This is a genomic window from Candidatus Thermokryptus mobilis (assembly GCF_900070205.1).
GTDB classification, from domain to species: Bacteria; Bacteroidota; Ignavibacteria; order Kryptoniales; family Kryptoniaceae; genus Kryptonium; species Kryptonium mobile.
Genome location: NZ_FAOO01000009.1, coordinates 69,041 through 89,741, shown reverse-complemented (window position 1 = coordinate 89,741; position 20,701 = coordinate 69,041). Strand labels below are relative to the sequence as shown.

The following is a 20,701-nucleotide window of genomic DNA, read 5'->3' as shown; positions in this document are numbered from 1 at the left end:
TTGACTACCCAAACTTGTTCCCAACTTATGAAGCATATCTGGAGATGATGAGCCGTGTTGCGAGAGAACTCTTCCGCGTCCTTCGGCTCATCACTCTTTTTTCCCATATCGGTGAGACAGTGCTTGACCCTTTCTTGGGAAGTGGAACGACGATGAAAGTAGCACGATTGCTTGGTCGTTCCTGTATCGGTTACGAAATTGACTTGGAACTTTTGCCGATCATTCAAGCCAAAGTAGGAATGGAAAGCGCATCGTTTTGGGAAGAGCCTCAGTTTGAAGTTATCGTTCGATCAGTTTCGTTTGGAACGAATTGACAATAGACCTCTCTGAGACAATAGTGCCAATGTTTGTCGACGAAGGAGCGTTTCAAGTAGCCACGAATTGGTGTTATGAGCGTAACCCCGATTGTTCAAATTGTCCCTTAGTTGTTATCTGTTTGGCAGGACAAGGCAGTATTGAGCATCTTCGCTGGACAGCGTATCAAAAGTTTCAAAGCACAACGATAACCACAGCACAAAATTTTAAAATTAAAAAACAGGAGGAGTGAAAATAAGAAAAACTTCCGAGGTGTGTTCAGATTGATTTCTTATCTTTAGATTTTGTTCCGAAAAGAAACTTAAAACAAAACCCTTCCCTTGAGATATGAGCATATCTCCGTATGAATGCTCAATAAGAATTTCCCCTGACTGAACATGACCGTAAAGTTTGAAATCAATTTTAAATTCATCGTCAAAAGAAGAGTTAGGGTTCAAATATAGCTTTACAACCTCAATCTCCCTTGCGGAATTCGTCGGTATTAAAATTTCAACCCCAACAGTTCTATCCTCGTTGTAAAGTTTGAAAGGTGTTTCGTATACCCTGCTTGAATTATCATCCGTGCTTTGGTCAAAAATCTTGGCAAAAAAACTTGAAAGGGTTTCACTAAACCCATTTAACAAAATTCGCCTTAAAGCTTTGTAATTCAATTCCCTTTTACCATTTTCAATTTGTGAGATGTAAGATACGGAAAAACCGGATGCTTCCGCTATCTCAGTTATTTTCTTATCCGTTGATAACCTTAATAATCTCAACTGTTCAGCGATAAATCTTGCATCTACCTCAACCTGTTTCAACACCTTTGTACCTCACGGAGATGATTTTGTAATGCGTAAGTCCCCAATAAATTTCCCTTACAGAAACTTTTATTATGGCTTCAACTGGTATAGCGATCAACATCCCGAACAAACCGAACAACTCACCGAAAATTAAAAGGACAAAGACAACCTCAACCGGGTGCATGCCAACCGAATGCGAATAAACAAGAGGTTGAACGACAAGGTCATCTATAAGATGAACTATGATGAACATTATAATCAAAGGCAAAATCATCCTTCCGTCGCCAAATTGAACTACGGAGATCAAAAGGGCGGGCACAGCGCCAACAAATGCTCCTATATACGGGACAAAGCTTGCAACCCCGGCGACAAGACCTATGACGAAGGCGAAATTTATTCCCAAAATCCAGGAACCAATCGCTGACATAACCCCCAAAGCAGTCGCCTCAAGAACAAGACCGCGAATATATCCAGTAACTTGTGCCTCAATTTTATCAAGGACATTTAATCCCATTTCAAAATATCTATTCGGTATCGCCCTTATTAACTTCTTTTTAAATTTCTCACCATCTTTCAAGATGAAAAATGCAACGAAAGGCGCAAGTAGAAGTTCAACCGCCATTGTGATCGCAGATGTCAAAGCAGAAGCAGCTTTAATTGAATACTCAGCAATTAGAGCCTGTGCTTTATGTTCAAGGTCAAGCCCCCTTAAAACTGGAAATTTATCCTTTAAATCTTGAATAGCCTTGCCAATTATAACATCAAGCTGGACCTTTTGAAGTTGCTCAGCGAGGGTTTTAAATTGATTTGTGAAAGCAGGGAACAGGAAAAAAATTAAAATCCCAAGTAAAATCAATAAACTCGCGAAAACAATCAAAGTGGCAACAGTGCGATTTAAACCGACACTCTCAAAATATGTAACAAGCGGATTTAAAGCAACGGATAAAAAAACTGAAATTATAACTATAAGCGAAATATCTATCGCCTTTGACGCAACCCAAACAAAAAGAAGTATAGTCACTGGGATGCCGATGAAAACAAAAAAATTTCTCCAAAACATAAATTAATCTGATGTTAGGTTTTCAAAATCATCAAATATCTCTCTCATGACACGATTTATCGTTTCAAATTTAAAGCCACGCCTCAAAAGGAACTCATAAATTCGCCGTTTATATTCATCTCTTCCCTTCTTCCTTTTCTTTAACGACTTAATTTGTTTCAACTTTCCCTGCGCTAAGTTAAGAGCAATCTCAAACTCATCTATCAAATTTTCTCTTTCCGATAAAACTTCATCAATTATCTCATTTGAAAGTCCTCTTGATAAAAGCTCGCGTTTTAGGGCAAGTGCACCGAGTGTTTTTGATCGTGATTTACTAAGAACGAAATTTCTTGCATATTCAAAATCGTTTATAAAGCCGTAATTCTTTAATTCCTCAACAACCCTTGAAACCAAATCGGATTGAAAACCTTTTGCCCTGAGTCTATCTGTTACTTCTTTCTGAGTTCTCGGTTTATAACTTAAAAACTTATATGCTATTTCTTTTGCTAAAATAACTTCTGACTCAGACTCCATCTCTTTGATCTGTTCCTCGGTTAATTGTTTTCCTATTTTCACTTTAAACTTAACTATGAAATCAATATAAGATAAAATCTCTCTCCCATCGCTTAAATATACGAAATACCATTCCCTCGTTCTCTTTTTTCGCTTTAAACCTACTACGGTGGGCATTTATCTAAAATTCTATCTCTTTTTGCTCGCCTTGCTTTCCTGCTGCACTTCCTCAATTGACTCCTCTGTTTCCTCTGCTCTCTTTTCTATAACCTCTGGCAGCAAGCCAAGTTTTTCCCTGACGAGATATTCAACCTCTCTCAATAATTCCTCATTCTCAGTGAAAAACTTTTTGACGGCGTCCCTCCCTTGTCCTATGCGTTCATCTTTATACGAGTACCAAGAACCACTTTTTTGAATTATGCCAAGCGATACAGCGGTGTCAACGAGATCGTTGATCTTTGAAATCCCCTCATTATAAATTATGTCAAACTCCGCCTCTTTAAAAGGTGGAGCTACTTTATTTTTCACAACCTTGACCCTTACCCTGTTGCCAATTATCTCTTGACCCTCCTTTATGACGTCAATTTTTCTTATATCAAGTCGCACAGCTGCATAAAACTTCAAAGCATATCCACCCGTTGTAGTCTCGGGATTACCGAAGACAATGCCAATTTTACTTCTGAGCTGATTCGTGAAAATGACACTTGTATTTGACTTGTTAATCGCCGATGCAAGTTTTCTAAGAGCTTGAGACATAAGCCGAGCTTGAGCTCCCATAGTTGCATCTCCCATTTCACCCTCAACTTCAGCTCTTGGGACGAGCGCAGCAACGGAATCAATAACCACAACATCAATTGCTCCACTTCTAACGAGCGCTTCAACTATTTCAAGGGCTTGCTCTCCAAATTCCGGTTGTGATAAAAGCAAATTGCTTACATCAACCCCAAGTCGTTTAGCGTAATTCAAGTCAAGCGCATGCTCAGCATCAATAAAAGCAGCAAGCCCGCCCTTCTTCTGTGCTTCCGCAATTATATGAAGACAAAGCGTCGTCTTTCCCGATGCTTCAGGTCCAAAAATCTCCGTTATCCTTCCCCTCGGGACACCGCCAATTCCAATTGCTGCGTCAAGCGAAATTGAACCCGTTGAAATTGCCTCAACCCGTGCAATGGGTCCCTCGCCAAGACGCATTATAGCTCCCTTACCATACTCCTTCTCAATCTGCTGAATCGTCGTTTGAAGTATCTTCATCTTTTCGCTCTTGTCAAGCGCCATTTTAAATCACTCCCCTAATTTGATTTTCTTTAAAATCGTATAAACCGAACCACTTGGTTTAAGGTCACTTTTCATTATTAGAACCTCGGCTATCTCACCTGGCTCTGACTCAAAATTAATACTTTCAATTTTATTAATCAAACGTTCCAAATTTTTCAAATTCTTAACCCTCCCCAAAGTTATGTGTGGGTGAAATTCCCTCTCTTCCTTTTCAAAACCAAGTTCGCATAACTTCTCTTCAACTATTCTTTGAAGCTCAAAAAGCTTTCCGCTATCATCCTCGCAACCAACCCATATAACTCTTGGATGTTTAAAATCAGGAAAGCAACCTACCCCCTTGTAGTTTACAGAGAACTTCCCAAAGCCTCTTAAAGCATCGCTCAAAACATTATAAATTGAATCTATCGCATCTTCATTCACATCGCCAAGAAATTTTAAAGTTATGTGAAACTTCTCCTTCGCCTCCCACTTTACTCCATCCCCAACCTTTTTAAGCTCTTCAACGATATCGTAAATTTTATCCTTGATTTTACTCGGGACATCAACTGCTATGAAAGTTCTTATCTTCATATCTCAATGCCAAGCAACTTTCTTCTTAAAATTTCAAGCGCCATTTGTGAAGCCCTTTGTTTATTCTCAAGCCGATCATCTCCAAACCTAAACTCTCTAGCAAATGCCCCGTCTTTATCAGAATAACCTATCCAAACAAGACCAATCGGTTTATTAGGCGTCGCGCCTGTCGGTCCAGCGATCCCAGTTGTTGAGATTCCTATATCAGCCCCGGAAATTCTTCTAACACCTTCAGCCATAGCTTCGGCGACCTGGCGACTAACAGCCCCGTGTTCTTTTATCAAATCTTCAGGAACACCAAGAATTTGAACCTTTGCTTCATTGCTGTATGCAACGACTCCACGCTCAAAATATCTTGAACTGCCTGGCACATTCGTAATTCTATCTGCTATCAATCCACCCGTGCATGATTCAGCAACCGCAATTTTTAATCCTCTTTCAACAAGTAATCTCCCGATGACTTCTTCAATCTCTTCATCATCCACACCGTAGATATACTTGTCAATTTTCTTCCTTATTTTAACTTCCGCTTCGTTTATAAGTTCATCTGCAACAGCTCGGTCCTGCGCCTTGACAGTTATCCTAATCTTTACACCTATCACTGACGGCAAGAAAGCAACTTTACAGAACTTTTCAATTTCTTCAACCACATCTTTTAACCTTTCGTAAAGATATGCTTCGGGAATCCCAGTTGTTTTCAAAATCCTTTGTTTTATAACTTTACCGCCCGATTTTTGCGCAAGATAATTTATAACGAAGCTTTCCATCATTCCCATCATCTCTTTTGGAACCCCAGGCATAACGATCACATATTTTTCTCCTTCTTCAAACAATAGACCAGGAGCAGTTCCCCAATAATTCATTATAACTTTTGCCTTCGCCGGGACAAGCGCCTGAGATTTATTTGCCTCGTTAAGTTCCGTCCTACCGCGCCTTGCCAAAAATTCCCTGACTTGATTTAAAACCTCTTCATTTAGAACGAGCTCTGTATTGAAAAACTTGCACACAGCGCCTTTCGTCACATCGTCGTGAGTTGGACCAAGCCCCCCAGTTAATATCACAACATCAAAGTTCTCGTAAGCCCTTTTCAACTCATCAATTATAGCTTCTTCAACATCACCGACAGAAACAACTCGCTCAACGCTAATTCCGATCTCGGAGAGTTTCCTCCCAATGTAACTTGCGTTTGTGTTGATAACCTGACCTGTGAGAAGTTCATCTCCAATGTTTATTATCTCGGCTTTCATTTCGGTGAAAAATTTATTTAAGAAATAGATACGAAAATGTGCGTTAAAATGTTCGCGTAAACCCCAGCTATGACATCGTCCATCATTATTCCAAAACCACCGCTCATTCTATCAAAACGACGCGCTGGAAATGGTTTTAAAACATCCATAACCCTGAACATCAAGAACGCAACGAAAACATTTAAAATCCTCTTCTCAACAAAAAGAAGCGATATCCACATACCGACAACCTCGTCTATTACAACAACAGACGGGTCATGCCCATCTCGCTTCTCAAATTCCTCCGAAGTAAAAACCCCAAGGATAAAAAAAGATACCGAAAGAAGGAAAAGGAAAAGATTTGAGTTAATCAAAAACCAGTAAATTAAAACAGCAAGCAAACTTCCAACTGTCCCTGGTGCAAAAGGCACGTAACCCGAGAATAAAGCCGTTGCTATTAATTTTGATGAGATTGATATCTTATGCTGATTCTGATGCTCTCCTGAAGGTCGCAACATAAAGAAGCTTGATTATTTTCCAGTTATCATAAAGATAAACCAAACCAGTCCATAAGGTTAAAACCGTCACAAAAAGCATCAACCAATGCAAAAAAACAGGATGTAAGACCGAATCCTTTAGATTTAACTCTCCAAAACTTAAATCAGCGACATAGCCGAAAAGAAGATAATAGATGAAAACCATCTGAACAAATGTTTTAACTTTAGCGCTTTTTGTGGTTACAACCGGTTTATCTTTAAACTCAGCGTATGACCTCAAAATGGTTATCAAAAGATCGCGAACCACTATTACCACAACCATCCATGTCTCAACGAGTTTTAAAGATGCAAACGCAATAAAAGCCGATGATGTCAAGATTTTATCCGCAAGCGGATCAAGAAACCTTCCCCACTTAGTCATATACCCGAACTTTCTGGCAATCCAGCCGTCATACCAGTCCGTCAAAGCAGCGAGGATATAAACTGGCACAGATAGTTGTTTTAAAAAGACATTTTCAGAGAGAAACAAAGCGACAAAGACAGGGGTAAGGAAGATGCGCAAAATTGTAAGTTGATTCGGCAAAGTCATTTTTTATTTACGCCTTGATTCTCTAACCTGAAATTAAGTTAATATAATCGCACGACTAAATCAAATTCAATCCGCCGTCATCCCATAACTTGTGATTTGTTCAACCGAGCTCTTAAATTGCATTAATTTACCGCTTACTTCAATGTATTTTGATTGAGCACTATTTATGTGTCTTCCAAGTGTCTGAAATTCATCTATCAACTTCAAAAGCTCAGTCCTCAACCTTGAAAGCGAATCAACTATTCTCTTTGCGTTCTTCTCAACTTGAATAGCCCTGAAACCGAGCGTAAAAACCCTCAATTGCGCATAAAAAATGCTCGGGGAAACCGGGATGACTTTCTGGCTGTGCATATACTCAAGGATTTCACTGCCGTCATCACCCGAAATAAGATCATAATATACCCCATCAGATGGTATATACATCATCGCAAAATCAAATGTGTTTTCATCTGGGAGGATATATTTCTTTGCGATTTCATTCACCCTGTTTTTGACATCTTTAAAGAATTCCTTTCTCACCTTATCCCGCTCAACATCGTCTTTTGTTTCCCTCATCTTAACATAATTGTCAAGCGGGAATTTTGAATCTATCGGCAAAATCCTATCCTGAAATTTTATCACAGCGTCAACCCTTTGACCATTTCTGAACGAATACTGAAACTCGTAAAAATCACTTGGAAGAACATCCTCAATCAATTTCTTTAAAGAGAACTCGCCAAATTTACCTCTGAACTGCTGTCCTTTAAAAAGGTCTTCAAGTTTTGAAATGCTTTGCCCCACACTTTTGATCTGGCTCGTCTCCTGTTGAAGTTGCCCCACTTGCTTTTGAAGCTCGGCTATAATTTTAGCTGCGTTGTCAAGTCGTTGGCTCACTAACCCCGTTGACTGCCCAACTTGCTCAGTTATTGATTTCAAAGCATCTCCAACCGCCGTCAACATCTGATTTATCGTCTGATTCACATGATTGGAAAGCTGTAAAGCCACAGCATTGACCTGACTTGTTACACCTTGAACTTGTGAATTAACACTTTGAATCGTTCCCTGAAGCTCCTGTTTGAACTCAAGCCTGAGATTTGAAACCTCCTGTTGCCAAATTTGAACATTGCGCTGACTTTGCTTGAGGATCAAAAAAAGAAAAATCCCAAGAAGAACTAAAAAAAAGATAAAAAGCAAAATTATCTCGCTCATCTCACAACCCCTCTTTGTTTACGGTTGAACAATTATCGGAAGACCTGATTTATCCCCGAGGATTATAAATTTCGCATTTGGTGACTTCGCAAGTTCATTCACCGTCTCAAGCGCCTTCCATTTTAGTAGCCTTTCATCTATCCCTTGACGGACTATATTTTGGAAGTCGGCTATGCCCTGCGCTTCAATTCTTTTCCTTCTGGCTTCCTGTTCTTCCTTTAAAATCACAAACTTCATCCTTTCAGCTTCCTGTTCCGCTGCGAGTTTATTGTTGATCGCCTGTTGAACTTGCTCAGGTAAAACTATCTTACGCAACAGGACACTTTCAACAACTATGCCTCTACTTCTCAAAGCTTTATCAAGCTCGTTAAATATCTGACTTGCTATCACTTCTCTGCCCGATGTGTATAATTCCTTCGCCTCGTGATAAACAGTAACATTTCTTATAGCTGACCTCAACATCGGAACGATAAGCACAGCATCGTAGTTTTCACCTATGGTTCTGTAAATTTCATTCGCCATTGTCGGCTCAATATGATAAAGCAAAGAAACCTCAAGCCCAACGCTTAACCCCTCTTTGCTTGGAACCTCAGCGTGTTCAAAAATTTCCTGTGTCCGTATTGACATAATGTGAAGCGATTTAAGCGGATTGATCAAATGTAACCCCTCAGGCAATTCCTCAGGATCAACCTTTCCAAAAAGGGTTAAAACACCAACATGCCCAGCCGGAACAGTCACAATTGAAGCGAAAAGCATCCCAACTATTAAGACAGTAATTGCTATCGGTGTTGTCTGTTTTGTTTTTCTGGTTATTGAACCGTAAATTGAAATACCGGCTGCGATTATCAAAGCAATGATTATCGGCGTCATAAGCTTCCACCCCTAAATTTTTGTTTTACTTGCGAAAAAAATTTAAAAATTTTAAACTTAAAATCAAGAAACATTGTGAACCTTTGTGTTGTTTTTAAATTAAAAAATAAAACTTGGAGGTAAAAATGTCAGTTGATAAACTTGAAGAAGCAGTAAAACCTGACCTTGAAAAGATAGCAAGCTTGATACATGAGTTTTTGATAGAGCTCGGCGAAGACCCAAACCGCGAGGGTCTCAAAAAAACACCAATGAGAGTGGCTAAAGCATTTGAATACCTGACAAAAGGTTATCGTGAAGACATAGAAAAAGTCCTAAACGGTGCTGTCTTCAACGAGAAGTACAACGAAATGGTGATTGTAAAAAACATTGACTTTTTCAGCTTGTGTGAGCATCATCTTTTGCCTTTCTACGGTAAAGTTCACATCGCATACATCCCGAATGGAAAAATCGTCGGATTGAGCAAGATACCAAGAATAGTTGAGGTATTTAGCAGACGACTTCAAGTTCAAGAAAGATTAACACAACAAATAGCTGACACACTAAACGAATATTTACAACCCAAGGGTGTTGCAGTGGTAATTGAAGCAAAACATCTTTGCATGATAATGCGTGGTGTTGAAAAACAAAATTCAGTAGCGACAACAAGCGCTATGCATGGTGTTTTCGTAAAGGATGCAAAAACAAGGGATGAATTCATGCATTTGATCAGCGAAAATTTAATGTGAAAACAAAGCCTCACCAGAAATGCTTCTTGAAAACAAGGTTGCCATAGTAACTGGAGCAAGCAGAGGGATAGGTAGATCAATTGCCCTCTTATTTTCAAAAGAAGGTGCTAAAATCTCAGCCATAGCGAGAACCGAGCAAGACCTGAAAAACCTCAAAGATGAGATTGAATCAACTGGCGGTAAGTGCTTGATTTTTAAAGGGGATGTCTCGGATGAAAACGATGTTAAAAAATCTGTAGAGAAAACAATCCAAGAGTTTGGTAAAATTGACATACTCGTTAACAACGCTGGATTCGGGATTTATAAGCCGGTCGTTGAGCTTACAACTGAAGAATTTGATAAAATGGTTGCGGTCAACTTTCGCGGTGTTTTTCTATTTACAAAGTATGTTCTACCACATATGATGAGACAAAACTCTGGCGTGATAATAAATATATCATCAATAGCTGGAACTCTTGGCGTAAGAAACATGGCTGTCTATGCAGCTACGAAATGGGCTGTCAATGGCTTTACCGAATCAATAATGCATGAGGTTAGGGAATATAATATCCGTGTTGCCTCGCTTTGTCCTGGCTCTGTTGATACGAACTTTTCCAATGTCGCTGGTTCAAATCCACCAACAAAGGATAAGGTTTTGAAACCTGAAGATGTAGCTCAAACCGCTCTTTTAATAGCAACGCTTCCAGAAAGAGCAATGTTAAGTCATTTAATTTTAAGACCGACAAACCCGAGATGAAAGATGAAACTTTTGACATAACCATTGTCGGTGCAGGTCCGGTTGGGCTTTATGCTACTTATTACGCCGGATTAAGAGATATGAAGACAAAACTCATTGACGCACTACCACAACTTGGCGGACAACTTACAGCACTTTATCCAGAAAAATATATTTACGATGTCGCTGGTTTCCCAAAAATTTTAGCTAAAGATTTAGCCGAAAATCTTATAAATCAAGCACTTCAATATGAACCAACAGTTTGTCTGAATGAAAAAATTGTGAAGCTTGAATATCTTGAAAGCGAAAAAATTTTAAAACTTACATCTGAAAACGGGAATACCCATCTTTCAAAAACGGTCGTATTAACACTTGGCATTGGTGCTTTCGTCCCAAGAAAACTTGACATACCCGATGTTCATAAACTTGAGGGAAAGGGGATTCATTACATCGTCCGAGATAAATCAATTTTTAAAGGGAAAAACATATTGATAGTCGGCGGTGGTGATTCAGCTGTTGACTGGGCTTTGAACCTTGAAGGACTTGCAAAACATATAACACTAATTCATAGAAGGGATGTTTTCAAAGCGCATGAGGATAGCTTGAAGAAACTTTTTAATTCAACGGTTGAAGTCAGGACTTTCTACGAGTTAAAGCGCGTTCACGGTGATGAACATGTTGAGGGAGCAACGATCTTTGATAACAGAAATGGCGCTGAAACATATCTTGATGTTCAACATATAATTCTATCCCTCGGATTTCTGGCGAACCTTGAATTCATACAAGGCTGGGGAATTGAACTTGAGAAGAACGCAATCAAAGTAAATTCAAAGATGGAAACCAATATCCCTGGGGTTTACGCAGCTGGGGATATTGTAAGCTATCTAGGGAAGTTAAAACTCATATCAACTGGCTTTGGCGAAGCTGCGATTGCTGTTAATTCCACCAAAAATTACATTGACCCATCGTCAAAATTTTTCCCAGGACATAGCAGTGATTTCGTCCCTAAAAAGATTAAATCGGGATGAAAAGAAAACTCATAATAACACATAGGATAAGAAATTCTCACCTTGAAAAAATTATCTCCGCTATCGGGCATCAAGCCGAAATTATCTACGATCCAGAAAAGCAAAAGATAAATGATATCATAGATGAGGTTGAGATTATTTTCGGGGACATTGAAAGAGACCATGCGAAGAGGGCGAAGAACTTGAAATGGATACACCTTGGTTACGCTGGAGTTGATATGATTTTGTATCCCGAGATTGTAAATAGCGATGTAATTGTGACCTGTTCAAAAGGGATTCACCAGTTCCATATGACGGAATTTTTATTTGGGATAATTTTAACCTTGACGAGAAAAATTGATCAAATCCTTGAGAATCAAAAATTAAAAAAATGGGATAAGCAAGTCGCTCGTTCATTTGAATCACTTTATGGGAAAACGATGGGAATCCTCGGACTTGGAAACATTGGGAAACAAATTGCTCGCGTTTCAAAATCTTTTGGGATGTATGTGATCGGAATGAAAAGGACAAAAACCGAAGTTGAAAATGTTGATGAGGTTGTAACAAGGGAAAACATTCAGCATCTTCTTGAAAATTCCGACTTCATCGTTGTCGTTTTGCCTTTGACTGAAGAAACATATCATTTAATTGGTGAAAGGGAATTTGACTTGATGAAGAAACGACCATACTTTTTCAACATTGGGCGAGGAGCTGTCGTTGATGAAAAAGCTCTGATAAATGCACTGATTGAAAAAAAGATAAGTGGTGCGGGGCTTGATGTCTTTGAAGAAGAACCCTTACCCCCTGAATCACCTCTCTGGGAGATGGAAAATGTCATCATAACTCCGCATATCGCTGGTTTATTCCCAAATTATTGGGAAGAACCAACGAATTTATTCATTGAAAACTTCAAACTTTATATTGACGGAAAACAACTCATTAATGTCGTTGACAAAATCGCTGGCTATTAAACACCCCCAGCAATTATCTTATAAATCATCTGACTTAGCACGACTTTCTCATCAACGGGGCTTGTCTTTATCAGTTCATCAGCTTCAATGAGGTATTTAAAGGCATTCTTTATCTCTGCTTCTTTGAATTTGCTGAGATGATAAAGATACTCTTTGATGTGATATTGGCTGATCTGGAGCGAATTTGCAAGTTTTTTTGGATCGCTCTCAACTTTTTTAAGTTCATAAAGTTTCCAAAGCATCGTGAAATATCTCGTCAACATAGTTAAAATCACTGGAGGGAATTCACCCACTTGAGCATTCTCTCCACTATCGTGATCGCAAGCTGTAAGTTTCTCTCCCCTATTGCCTTTTGAAGGTCAAAAACCGTAAACAACCTTGACAAGCCAACAACCTGCTTGACATCCTCAATATCTATCACCTTTTTATCATCTCCGATGAAGATGAGCAATTTTGTGATTTCGTTTTCAAGGTCTCGCAGGGAATTGCCAACATACGCCTGAAGAAGCTTACATGCATCACCAGTTATATCCTTGCCCTTTTCCTTAACCCTTTTCGCAATCCAACTTGGAATTTGCCAATCGTAAGGCGCTTTAAGGTCAACAACGGTGCCAAGATCAAAAACCTTTTTATATATCTCTTTCTCAAAGTCGGGCTCGTTTAAAACAATTATAAAAATCGCATCTGGATTTGGCTTTTTTAGATAATTGGTAAATGCCTCCTCATCTTTTGCCTTTCTTGATCTTGATATTTTACTGAAAAATTTTTCAGCGTTGCGCATCACAACAACCCTTTTGGGACTCATAACAGGCAATAGGTAAAGAAGTGAAAGCAAGCCTTGAAGGTCAATTTCATTTCCATAAACAACATCAAAATTGAAATCGCGCAATCCCGAATCCAAAGCGTTTTCAAGTATCGTTTTTATTGATTCCTCAATTAAAAATTCCTCGTTCCCATAAAAGATATAAACGGGAGAAAAATTTTTATGCTTAACAGCAAAACGCAATTTGTCAAAGTCAAGTCGCTCCTTTTCCATCATTCGTGTAAATTATTAATTTTAGCCCTTGACCAATAAACATAAGCAGGTATGCCAATCAGGATTAACAGAAGTCCAAATCCAGAACTTTTCGGATCACCCACAATGATATAAATTATAAAGAAGAGCGCAACAAGAATATAAAGAATTGGAACGATTGGATAACCCCAGGTCTTATATGGTCTTTCACGCTCGGGATATTTTTTGCGTAATACGAAGACAGCGAACACAGTCATAACATTAAATAAAAGCGAAGCAAAAGCAGTATATGTCAACAACGCCGAATATGTCCCACTCAAAGTTAAGACACTTGACCATACTCCTTGAAGTATAAGTGAATTCACAGGTGTTTTATATTTAGGATGAAGCTTTCCAGCTCCTCTAAAGAATAACCCATCTTTTGCCATCGCATAATAAACCCTCGGTGCTGCGAGAATTAATCCGTTATCGCAACCAAATGTTGAGATCATAATTGCAATGGCGATAAGTTGTGCGCCAAGCGGTCCGAAAATTTTCTCTGCAACAGCTGCAGCAACTCTATTGTCCTGAACAAGCGCCATTTCCTTCGCTGGAAGGATATAAAGATATGTCATATTTGCAATCACATAAACAATCATCACCCCAATTGTCCCAAGCACAAGCGAGCGGGGTATATTTTTGTGTGGATTTTTAACTTCCTCAGCTGCAAATGTAACCGAGTTCCACGCATCGTACGCAAAAAGTGCCTTTGACATCGCAACAGCAAAAGCAGCGAGAAATCCCATTGAGATTGCCTCCGGCGGTGCGATCGGATGAAAATTTTCAAAAGAGAAACTTTCAAACAAATTTGACCAACTTCCATTTCCAACTGTAAAAGCAACCAACACAAGCAAAGCGATTGCTGCTATCTTTGAAACTGTGAAAAGATTTTGAACTATCGCCCCGAAAACAACACCAAAACAATTTATACAAGTTAAAATTCCTATGACAGCTATTCCGACCAATTGAGCGCTGTTAAGGATATATTTCCAACCGAAAATTTCAAAACTCAGTATAACCTTTTCTTCAGACAAAGCTGGGATAAAAACCCCAAGATATTTCGCAAATGCAATCGCAACAGCAGCGATAAAACCACTTTGGATCACGAAGAAAAGAGTCCAACCGTATAAAAATCCCAAAACTGGGCTATACGCCTCGCGCAGAAAAACATATTGCCCACCTGCTTTCGGCATCATCGCTGTAAGCTCACCATATGCTATAGCGCCAAAAGCTGTTAAAATTCCACCCACAACCCAAAGCAAAATTAAAAATTGCGGAACCGGCATATAACCAGCCATAATTGATGGGGCTATGAAAATCCCCGAGCCAATCATTGAACCCATAACTATCATCGTGGCATCAAAAAGCCCCAACTTTGCTTCAAACTTAACCTCTTTTTGCACTTCAAAGGTTTGCGCCATAGTAGCTCCGTCTTTTATTTCACTTTGATTTTCTTCAAATAAACCCTCCTCATCTCAACCCTCTCAATTGGATTATCCCTGTTATCCCTGGGCACATGGGCTATCTTCTCAACAACATCCATCCCTTCAATAACTCTACCAAAAACAGTATAATTCCCATCAAGATGTGGAAGGTCCTTCAAGCAAATATAAAATTGACTTCCATTTGACCTTTTCTCTGGGTTAACATTATCTGGCTGACGAGCTGCCCCCACGAAACCTTTTTTATGTGGCATTTTTATCTCCGCTGGAAGTGTATATCCAGGTCCCCCACGACCATCGTTACTTTTATCACTGTCCTTTGAAAGAGGATCGCCACCTTGAATTACAAAATCAGGTATAACCCTGTGAAATGTCGTCCCGTTGTAAAAACCCTCTTTAACAAGCTTTCTAAAATTTTGCGCATGCCTTGGAGCAACATCATCAAAAAGCTCAATGACTATATTGCCGAATTTCGTTTCAATTACGACGACCTCCTCCTCTTTGCTCTCCTTGGTCTGCGACTTAACTCCAAACGAGCAAAGGAACAAAAGTCCCGAAATGACCAAAATTAATTTTCTCATATCTTCGCCCGAATTTTATTTTATAAAAATTAAACCGATCATCCCAACCAGAAAGCAATAATAAGCAAACAACTTGAAATTTCCCTTTGAGATAACGCTTAGAAGAAATTTTATAGCAACATACCCAGTAACGAAAGCTACAATAGATGAAATAGTAAGTTGTGTAGGATCAGCGAAATGCCCCCCTGATATGAGCTCTTTAACCTTTAAAAGAGTTGCACCGAATATAGCTGGCAAAGACAAAAGAAATGAAAAGCGAGCACTTCTCACACCATCAATCCCCAAAAGCATCCCAGCGCTTATCGTAGTCCCTGACCTTGATATCCCAGGCAAAACCGCAAATGCCTGTGCAACACCAACAACAAAAGACGAAGCGATGTTAAAATCCCTTAAGGGATTATTTTTAGCAAAACGAGTTGAAAACAAGATGAGACCAGTGAAAATTAAAAAAAGGGATGTTAACTTTGGATTTTGAAAGACATTTTCAATTTTATCCTCAAATAAAATCCCAATAATCCCAGCCGGTATTGACGCCCACAGTATCAAGAGAGCGGTTTTAAAGTTTGGATCGTTTTTATAATTTTGACCTAATTCTTTAACTTTGAAAATTTTTGAAAAGAAAGAGCGCAAAATTTCCGCAACATCTCGCCAAAATATCAAAACGACGCTTAACATCGTCCCAAAATGGACGAAGACCTCAAACACAATCTCGCTTTTCTTAACACCAAGTAGATATTCAGCGATGACTAAATGCCCAGAGCTACTTATCGGCAAAAACTCCGTCAATCCCTGTAAAATAGCAAGCAAAACAGCTTCAAAATAGTCCATCAGCAAGTTCCCTTTTTATTTTCAAATATAAACGCTAAACCCAGCGCGGAAAGAAACACCGATAAAATTTAATCTCAAATTTCTATCCTCTCCAAATGGTTTGCGAATTATCAGAACATTCCCATTGTCATCCTTTAACTCTCCGGTCAAACCGAATTTTAAATCAGTTGATAGATAGACGAAAACCCTCCAATCAAGCCGTGAGCTGAAAACACCCTCAATTTTAAACATCCCTCCATTTGATTTATAAAGCGCATCTTTACCCGACATGGGCAAGTGCTGAACAAAGCGGGCGTTCACAAGACCAAATCCAGCGCCAATTTTTAAAACAAAAATCTCCTGTCTTTGAAAGTAAAGGTAATCTATGATGAGAAGCTGATTGTGAAGTTCATAATCAAACAGATATCTCCAATCCGACTTCCAAACTTCATAACTTTTGCTGATATACGAGTATTCAAACTTAACAGCGATGTTTCGCCCGATTTTAAATTCCGGCGCAAGCCAAAGCTCAAGCGCCCCGTCAAAATCCTTTAATCTTTCCCCACTTATTGACCTTACATAATCAACGACATCTGGAACATTAACATAACTCACCCCCATCCCGAGTGATAAACAAAAATAATTTCTACCGCTTAAATTTAAATTTTGCGCATAAATCACATTGAAAATCACGGCGACGATACCTAAAACTTTTAAAACTCTCATCCTGTGAATTTCTTTTATCTTGATATTTTAAAAATAAAAAAATCCCCTTCAAATTTCAACCGACGATGTTAAATTGATTTTTTACACTTGCGTTGATATATTAAGTCAAAACCAAGCCAAAGATGAAGTTATGATAGATAAACCTCTCTCACCAGAACCAATTGTAAAGCTCGTAAAATTTTTTAACAACCCATTTAAAAATGTCATTGCAACCGCAAGGACTTGCTATTCTTCAAAAGGAATAGTTACGGATGACCAGATTGAGATTGAAAAATATATTGAACTTGCAAAGAGTATATATGAAGCGGGTCACCACACGACATTTCAACACGCTCATTTTCAATTCGCAATAGAAAATGTATCAAGACAATTCATTTGGTCTTTTCTTCACAGCCACCCTTTCTATAATTCGGAACAGGTCTCGCAACGATATGTTGAGGTAAAGCCAGGGAACTACTTCATACCTCCACTTAAAGGGGAGGCGCTTGAGATTTATACTTCAACGGTTGAGCTTCAAAACGAAGCATATAAAAAACTGACCGAACTTCTTATCCCGATAGTTGAAAATGAATACTTTAAAAGATTTCCAGGAAGAAAATCCATTGCGGACAAATATAAAAAAGACATCAAAAGAAAATCACAAGAAATTGCAAGATATGTTCTCCCCGTTGCTACCTTCGCTTATCTATATCATACCGTGAGCGCAATTACCGTTTTAAGATATTATAAAATCTGCAAATTGTTTGATGTTCCGCTTGAACAAAGAATAGTTGTTGGGAAAATGATAGATGAAATCTTGAAAATTGACCCAAATTATAAACTTGTCCTTGAAGAGCCAATTGAAGAAGATGAACTTCTGGAGTTCAACTTTTTCAGGGGTTTTGATGAGAAAAAACCGACAAAAGATTTTATCCGCGAATTTGATAACTCACTTGGGGAAAAAATTTCACTTCTCGTTGACTACAAACCAAACGCCGAGAAAATTCTTGCCGACTCAGTGCGTGAAATTTTCGGGTTACCATCAACGATGTTAAGCGACGACGAGGCTTTAAATCTCGTCTTGAATCCCGCTTTAAACAAAATCCTTGCGCAGTCCCTAGTCTTGACGACACATAGCAAAATTTCAAGAGCCATGTTCCATGTCTCATACACATTTAAGAAAAAATTGAGCCACACAGCCGATTCCCAGGATCAAAGACACAGGATGACCCCGGGCTCAAGACCGATTTTAATTTGTCAAGTCACTGAAGAACCCGATTATATAACGCCAACTTTAATTTCCACCGATGATAAATCTCTAAAACTTTACACTCAAACCATGGAAAAAACCTGGGAAAGCATCTCAAAGTTGCAAAAGCTTGGGGTCACGGGAGAGTTTGTGCTTTATCTCTTGCCAAATGCTGTAAGCATAAGATTTACAGAATCCGGTGACCTTTTGAATCTCCATCACAAATATGCAATGCGACTTTGTTACAACGCTCAAGAAGAGATATGGAGAGCATCCGTTGAAGAAGTTCAACAAATCTCCGAGGTTCATCCGAAAATTGGAAAATTCCTTTTGCCACCATGCTCAATAAGAGACCTTGCAAATATTAAACCGATCTGCCCTGAAGGAGAAAGATTTTGCGGGGTCAAGGTTTGGAAATTAAAACCAAAAGAATACTCAAGGTTGATATGAAACTCCAAATACCGCGGGAATTTAAAAACTTAAAAGATTACCTTGATTGGCTTTTCAAAAAATACAACACACCCGACTTTATAAACTCAGACCCAATAAAATTCGCACATAGATTTAAAAATCCACAAGATATTGAAGTTGCTGGATTTATAGCATCAACCCTTGCAATGGGAAACCGAAAGATTATTTTACTTAGCAATGAACATCTTTTTGACCTGATCGGTGATAAGCCGTATGAATTCATACTTGAGTTTGATCCTTTTTGGTATGAAAAGGCACTTAACAATTTCGTCCATTTCGCATACAGAAATATTGAGGGGAAAGATTTACTTGTGATTTTTTACCTTTTAAAACAAGCGTTGAGAAAATATGGAAGTTTAAAAAATCTCTTTCTAAAGTATTACGATGAAAAGCAACCAACGATAAAACAAGCGCTTTCCGGTTTCGTAAAGGAGATTTTTTCCTTTGACCCACCGCCGAAATTCAACGGGATTCCTGAAAGCGTAAAAGGTTTGATCCCAGACCCTGAGAAAAATAGCGCTTGTAAAAGGTTAAACATGTTCCTCAGGTGGATGGTCAGAAAAGATTCGGTCGACCTTGGTCTATGGGAGGAGGTAGATAAATCAAAGTTAATAATACCACTTGACACTCATGTTTCAAAGATTTCCAGAGCTCTTGGCTTAACGCAAAGGAAAACCGACTCGTGGAAAACCGCTGAAGAAATAACATTTAACCTTAAAAAATTTGACCCGAGCGATCCAGTGAAATACGATTTCGCTATATTTGGGCTTGGCGTTGAGCTAAAAGAACAAAATTAATCCATCCTCCCACGCCATTCCCTCATCCTTCCCTGTCTTTCCTTCTTTATTTGCTCGTATTTCTTCTTTTGATCCTTCGTCAAAACAGCTTCAATTTCCTTATCAATTTTTTCCCATCTATTGCGCATCGCCTTCATCATCGCTTCCCTATCACCTTGATATTTCTGCCTGTCAATTTCAGCTTGCTTTTGAGCATCATCAAGGATCTTTTGAATCTTCGCTGTCTGTTCCGGGGTTAATTTAAGCTCCGACTTCAACCTTTCCAAAAAACCACCGAAGCCCCTACCCCTATCTTGAGAAACCAAATGACCACTTAAAAACAAAGCGAAAGCAAAAATAACCAATGGAAAAATTTTTCTGTTCATAACGAAAGTTTTTTCTTTTTTGACGCAAAAGGTTAAACAACGGTTGCATTATTTAACTTTAAGCGAAACGCCAACCGAAGCGATTTCAAAATTTCCATTCTCTCCAATACCTGAACCAACCCACAATCCCCCATACTTAATATTAAAGAAGCTTAAATTCGCCGAGATAAAACCAGGCAAACCAAAATTAACTCTCAATGCAAGTTTATCATTTTTTGAAAAATTAAACTGAAGGAAATTATAAACAAAAACGAACCCTCCCATTTCAGCAGGAAAACCTCCCAATACATCCCCCCTATCTCTTCTAAAATTCGTATAATCTCCAAACTCACCAAAGATACCGCTACTTGCTCCAACACCGACATCTACAACTCCAAGCGATACAAAAATATCCACATCAGGGCTAAACCCAAAGCCAAAATATGAAAGTTGCCGATAATTCCCAAAGTAGGCAAATCCACCAATAGACCCCTTATAAAAATCTCCACCGCCCGCCAAAGATAAATTAAGATGATAAGAATTATTTAACTCCCCCTCATAGAAACCACTGCTATTATTGTAATGCGCGCTCATAAACACAGCCAAATTTTCTCTAACTACATGCGGAGTTGAAACAGGTGGTACAGAATTCCATAGGGCTGGATAATAGATACGAGCACAACCGAAAGCGAAAATTGATAACGACACGATTAAAAATTTTATCGCCATATAGCACCCTTTTTCTTATATTTCAACTTTTACTGTTGAAAAACTTTTCTTTTTAACATCTCAACATCGTCTCTCAATCTTCTGACTTCTTCAACGAGCGAATAATGCTCTTCGCGTCTAACGACAACCTGATACAAATCATCAATTCGCCTGTTTATATTTCTAATGTCAACTCTTATTTCCTCTATCTCCCGACTTATTTTCGCTAACTCCCCAATGACAAAACTTTTAAAATCTTCAAACCTC

The 20,701-nt window shown here is 38.8% G+C and carries 26 protein-coding genes; 7 read left to right on the top strand and 19 right to left on the bottom strand.

Going from position 1 to position 20,701, the window contains the following annotated elements; all coding sequences use genetic code 11:
- On the top strand, nucleotides 1-314 hold a 314-nt coding region (locus tag FKZ43_RS07240; RefSeq protein ID WP_140945237.1), incomplete at its 5' end, for a DNA methyltransferase.
- A 213-nt stretch (nucleotides 315-527) separates the two neighbouring features.
- Here the strand turns inward: FKZ43_RS07240 and FKZ43_RS07235 are convergent.
- The 10 genes from FKZ43_RS07235 to FKZ43_RS07190 form a co-directional block, all read right to left on the bottom strand.
- Nucleotides 528-1,115: a helix-turn-helix domain-containing protein gene (locus tag FKZ43_RS07235; protein ID WP_140945212.1), complete on the bottom strand. Its 588-nt coding sequence runs from the start codon at nucleotides 1,113-1,115 to the stop codon at nucleotides 528-530.
- Nucleotides 1,099-2,154 (bottom strand): AI-2E family transporter, encoded by a 1,056-nt coding sequence (locus FKZ43_RS07230; protein WP_140945211.1) that lies wholly within the window; start codon nucleotides 2,152-2,154, stop codon nucleotides 1,099-1,101. Before FKZ43_RS07230 ends, FKZ43_RS07235 begins: the two co-directional genes overlap by 17 nt.
- Nucleotides 2,155-2,157: 3 nt before the next feature.
- Nucleotides 2,158-2,823 (bottom strand): regulatory protein RecX, encoded by a 666-nt coding sequence (locus FKZ43_RS07225; RefSeq protein WP_140945210.1) that lies wholly within the window; start codon nucleotides 2,821-2,823, stop codon nucleotides 2,158-2,160.
- A gap of 12 nt (nucleotides 2,824-2,835) precedes the next feature.
- Nucleotides 2,836-3,918, bottom strand: a complete 1,083-nt coding sequence (recA, locus tag FKZ43_RS07220) for a recombinase RecA (protein ID WP_140945209.1) — start codon at nucleotides 3,916-3,918, stop codon at nucleotides 2,836-2,838.
- A 6-nt stretch (nucleotides 3,919-3,924) separates the two neighbouring features.
- Complete coding sequence (gene thpR / locus FKZ43_RS07215) at nucleotides 3,925-4,488, bottom strand: RNA 2',3'-cyclic phosphodiesterase (protein WP_140945208.1); 564 nt, start codon at nucleotides 4,486-4,488, stop codon at nucleotides 3,925-3,927.
- Nucleotides 4,485-5,735 carry a competence/damage-inducible protein A gene (locus FKZ43_RS07210; protein ID WP_140945207.1) on the bottom strand — a complete coding sequence of 417 codons (1,251 nt, stop codon included), beginning with the start codon at nucleotides 5,733-5,735 and terminating at the stop codon, nucleotides 4,485-4,487. Before FKZ43_RS07210 ends, thpR begins: the two co-directional genes overlap by 4 nt.
- Nucleotides 5,736-5,752: 17 nt before the next feature.
- Nucleotides 5,753-6,232, bottom strand: coding sequence for a phosphatidylglycerophosphatase A family protein (locus FKZ43_RS07205; RefSeq protein ID WP_140945206.1), 480 nt, complete (start codon nucleotides 6,230-6,232; stop codon nucleotides 5,753-5,755).
- Nucleotides 6,195-6,800: a CDP-diacylglycerol--glycerol-3-phosphate 3-phosphatidyltransferase gene (pgsA, locus tag FKZ43_RS07200; protein ID WP_140945205.1), complete on the bottom strand. Its 606-nt coding sequence runs from the start codon at nucleotides 6,798-6,800 to the stop codon at nucleotides 6,195-6,197. The genes FKZ43_RS07205 and pgsA overlap by 38 nt, the downstream gene beginning before the upstream one ends.
- Before the next feature lie 66 nt (nucleotides 6,801-6,866).
- Nucleotides 6,867-7,988: a DNA recombination protein RmuC gene (locus tag FKZ43_RS07195; protein ID WP_140945204.1), complete on the bottom strand. Its 1,122-nt coding sequence runs from the start codon at nucleotides 7,986-7,988 to the stop codon at nucleotides 6,867-6,869.
- A gap of 18 nt (nucleotides 7,989-8,006) precedes the next feature.
- Nucleotides 8,007-8,858 carry a prohibitin family protein gene (locus FKZ43_RS07190; protein WP_140945203.1) on the bottom strand — a complete coding sequence of 284 codons (852 nt, stop codon included), beginning with the start codon at nucleotides 8,856-8,858 and terminating at the stop codon, nucleotides 8,007-8,009.
- 125 nt (nucleotides 8,859-8,983) lie between these two features.
- Here FKZ43_RS07190 and folE point away from each other — a divergent pair, with 125 nt between their 5' ends.
- Genes folE through FKZ43_RS07170 form a run of 4 tightly spaced genes read left to right on the top strand, consistent with a single transcriptional unit; the run spans nucleotide 8,984 to nucleotide 12,276 of the window.
- Nucleotides 8,984-9,583 carry a GTP cyclohydrolase I FolE gene (gene folE, locus FKZ43_RS07185; protein WP_140945202.1) on the top strand — a complete coding sequence of 200 codons (600 nt, stop codon included), beginning with the start codon at nucleotides 8,984-8,986 and terminating at the stop codon, nucleotides 9,581-9,583.
- A gap of 19 nt (nucleotides 9,584-9,602) precedes the next feature.
- A complete protein-coding gene (locus FKZ43_RS07180) occupies nucleotides 9,603-10,319 on the top strand; it encodes an SDR family oxidoreductase (protein WP_140945201.1) in 717 nt (238 codons plus the stop codon).
- Nucleotides 10,316-11,326 (top strand): NAD(P)/FAD-dependent oxidoreductase, encoded by a 1,011-nt coding sequence (locus FKZ43_RS07175; protein ID WP_140945200.1) that lies wholly within the window; start codon nucleotides 10,316-10,318, stop codon nucleotides 11,324-11,326. The genes FKZ43_RS07180 and FKZ43_RS07175 overlap by 4 nt, the downstream gene beginning before the upstream one ends.
- A complete protein-coding gene (locus FKZ43_RS07170; protein WP_140945199.1) occupies nucleotides 11,323-12,276 on the top strand; it encodes a D-2-hydroxyacid dehydrogenase in 954 nt (317 codons plus the stop codon). Before FKZ43_RS07175 ends, FKZ43_RS07170 begins: the two co-directional genes overlap by 4 nt.
- Here the strand turns inward: FKZ43_RS07170 and FKZ43_RS07165 are convergent.
- Genes FKZ43_RS07165 through FKZ43_RS07140 form a run of 6 tightly spaced genes read right to left on the bottom strand, consistent with a single transcriptional unit; the run spans nucleotide 12,273 to nucleotide 16,886 of the window.
- Nucleotides 12,273-12,569, bottom strand: a complete 297-nt coding sequence (locus tag FKZ43_RS07165) for a DNA polymerase III subunit delta (RefSeq protein ID WP_140945198.1) — start codon at nucleotides 12,567-12,569, stop codon at nucleotides 12,273-12,275. The genes FKZ43_RS07170 and FKZ43_RS07165 overlap by 4 nt on opposite strands.
- On the bottom strand, nucleotides 12,548-13,312 hold the full coding sequence (holA, locus tag FKZ43_RS07160) for a DNA polymerase III subunit delta (protein ID WP_181180302.1): 765 nt from the start codon (nucleotides 13,310-13,312) through the stop codon (nucleotides 12,548-12,550). Before holA ends, FKZ43_RS07165 begins: the two co-directional genes overlap by 22 nt.
- Entirely contained in the window at nucleotides 13,312-14,751 is a 1,440-nt protein-coding gene (locus tag FKZ43_RS07155) for an APC family permease (protein WP_140945196.1), read from the bottom strand. Before FKZ43_RS07155 ends, holA begins: the two co-directional genes overlap by 1 nt.
- Nucleotides 14,752-14,765: 14 nt before the next feature.
- Entirely contained in the window at nucleotides 14,766-15,353 is a 588-nt protein-coding gene (locus FKZ43_RS07150; RefSeq protein ID WP_140945195.1) for a peptidylprolyl isomerase, read from the bottom strand.
- A 15-nt stretch (nucleotides 15,354-15,368) separates the two neighbouring features.
- Nucleotides 15,369-16,181 carry an undecaprenyl-diphosphate phosphatase gene (locus tag FKZ43_RS07145; protein ID WP_140945194.1) on the bottom strand — a complete coding sequence of 271 codons (813 nt, stop codon included), beginning with the start codon at nucleotides 16,179-16,181 and terminating at the stop codon, nucleotides 15,369-15,371.
- 21 nt (nucleotides 16,182-16,202) lie between these two features.
- Nucleotides 16,203-16,886 (bottom strand): hypothetical protein, encoded by a 684-nt coding sequence (locus tag FKZ43_RS07140; protein WP_140945193.1) that lies wholly within the window; start codon nucleotides 16,884-16,886, stop codon nucleotides 16,203-16,205.
- Nucleotides 16,887-17,016: 130 nt separating this feature from the next.
- On the opposite strand from FKZ43_RS07140, the gene FKZ43_RS07135 reads away from it, so the two are divergent.
- A complete protein-coding gene (locus tag FKZ43_RS07135) occupies nucleotides 17,017-18,564 on the top strand; it encodes an FAD-dependent thymidylate synthase (RefSeq protein ID WP_140945236.1) in 1,548 nt (515 codons plus the stop codon).
- On the top strand, nucleotides 18,561-19,382 hold the full coding sequence (locus FKZ43_RS07130) for a TIGR02757 family protein (protein ID WP_140945192.1): 822 nt from the start codon (nucleotides 18,561-18,563) through the stop codon (nucleotides 19,380-19,382). Before FKZ43_RS07135 ends, FKZ43_RS07130 begins: the two co-directional genes overlap by 4 nt.
- Here FKZ43_RS07130 and FKZ43_RS07125 read toward each other — a convergent pair.
- The 3 genes from FKZ43_RS07125 to FKZ43_RS11460 form a co-directional block, all read right to left on the bottom strand.
- Nucleotides 19,379-19,747: a Spy/CpxP family protein refolding chaperone gene (locus tag FKZ43_RS07125; protein WP_140945191.1), complete on the bottom strand. Its 369-nt coding sequence runs from the start codon at nucleotides 19,745-19,747 to the stop codon at nucleotides 19,379-19,381. The genes FKZ43_RS07130 and FKZ43_RS07125 overlap by 4 nt on opposite strands.
- Nucleotides 19,748-19,795: 48 nt before the next feature.
- Nucleotides 19,796-20,455 carry a hypothetical protein gene (locus FKZ43_RS07120; protein WP_140945190.1) on the bottom strand — a complete coding sequence of 220 codons (660 nt, stop codon included), beginning with the start codon at nucleotides 20,453-20,455 and terminating at the stop codon, nucleotides 19,796-19,798.
- 29 nt (nucleotides 20,456-20,484) lie between these two features.
- Nucleotides 20,485-20,701 (bottom strand): hypothetical protein (locus tag FKZ43_RS11460; RefSeq protein ID WP_181180301.1); only part of this gene is annotated, 217 nt, incomplete at its 5' end.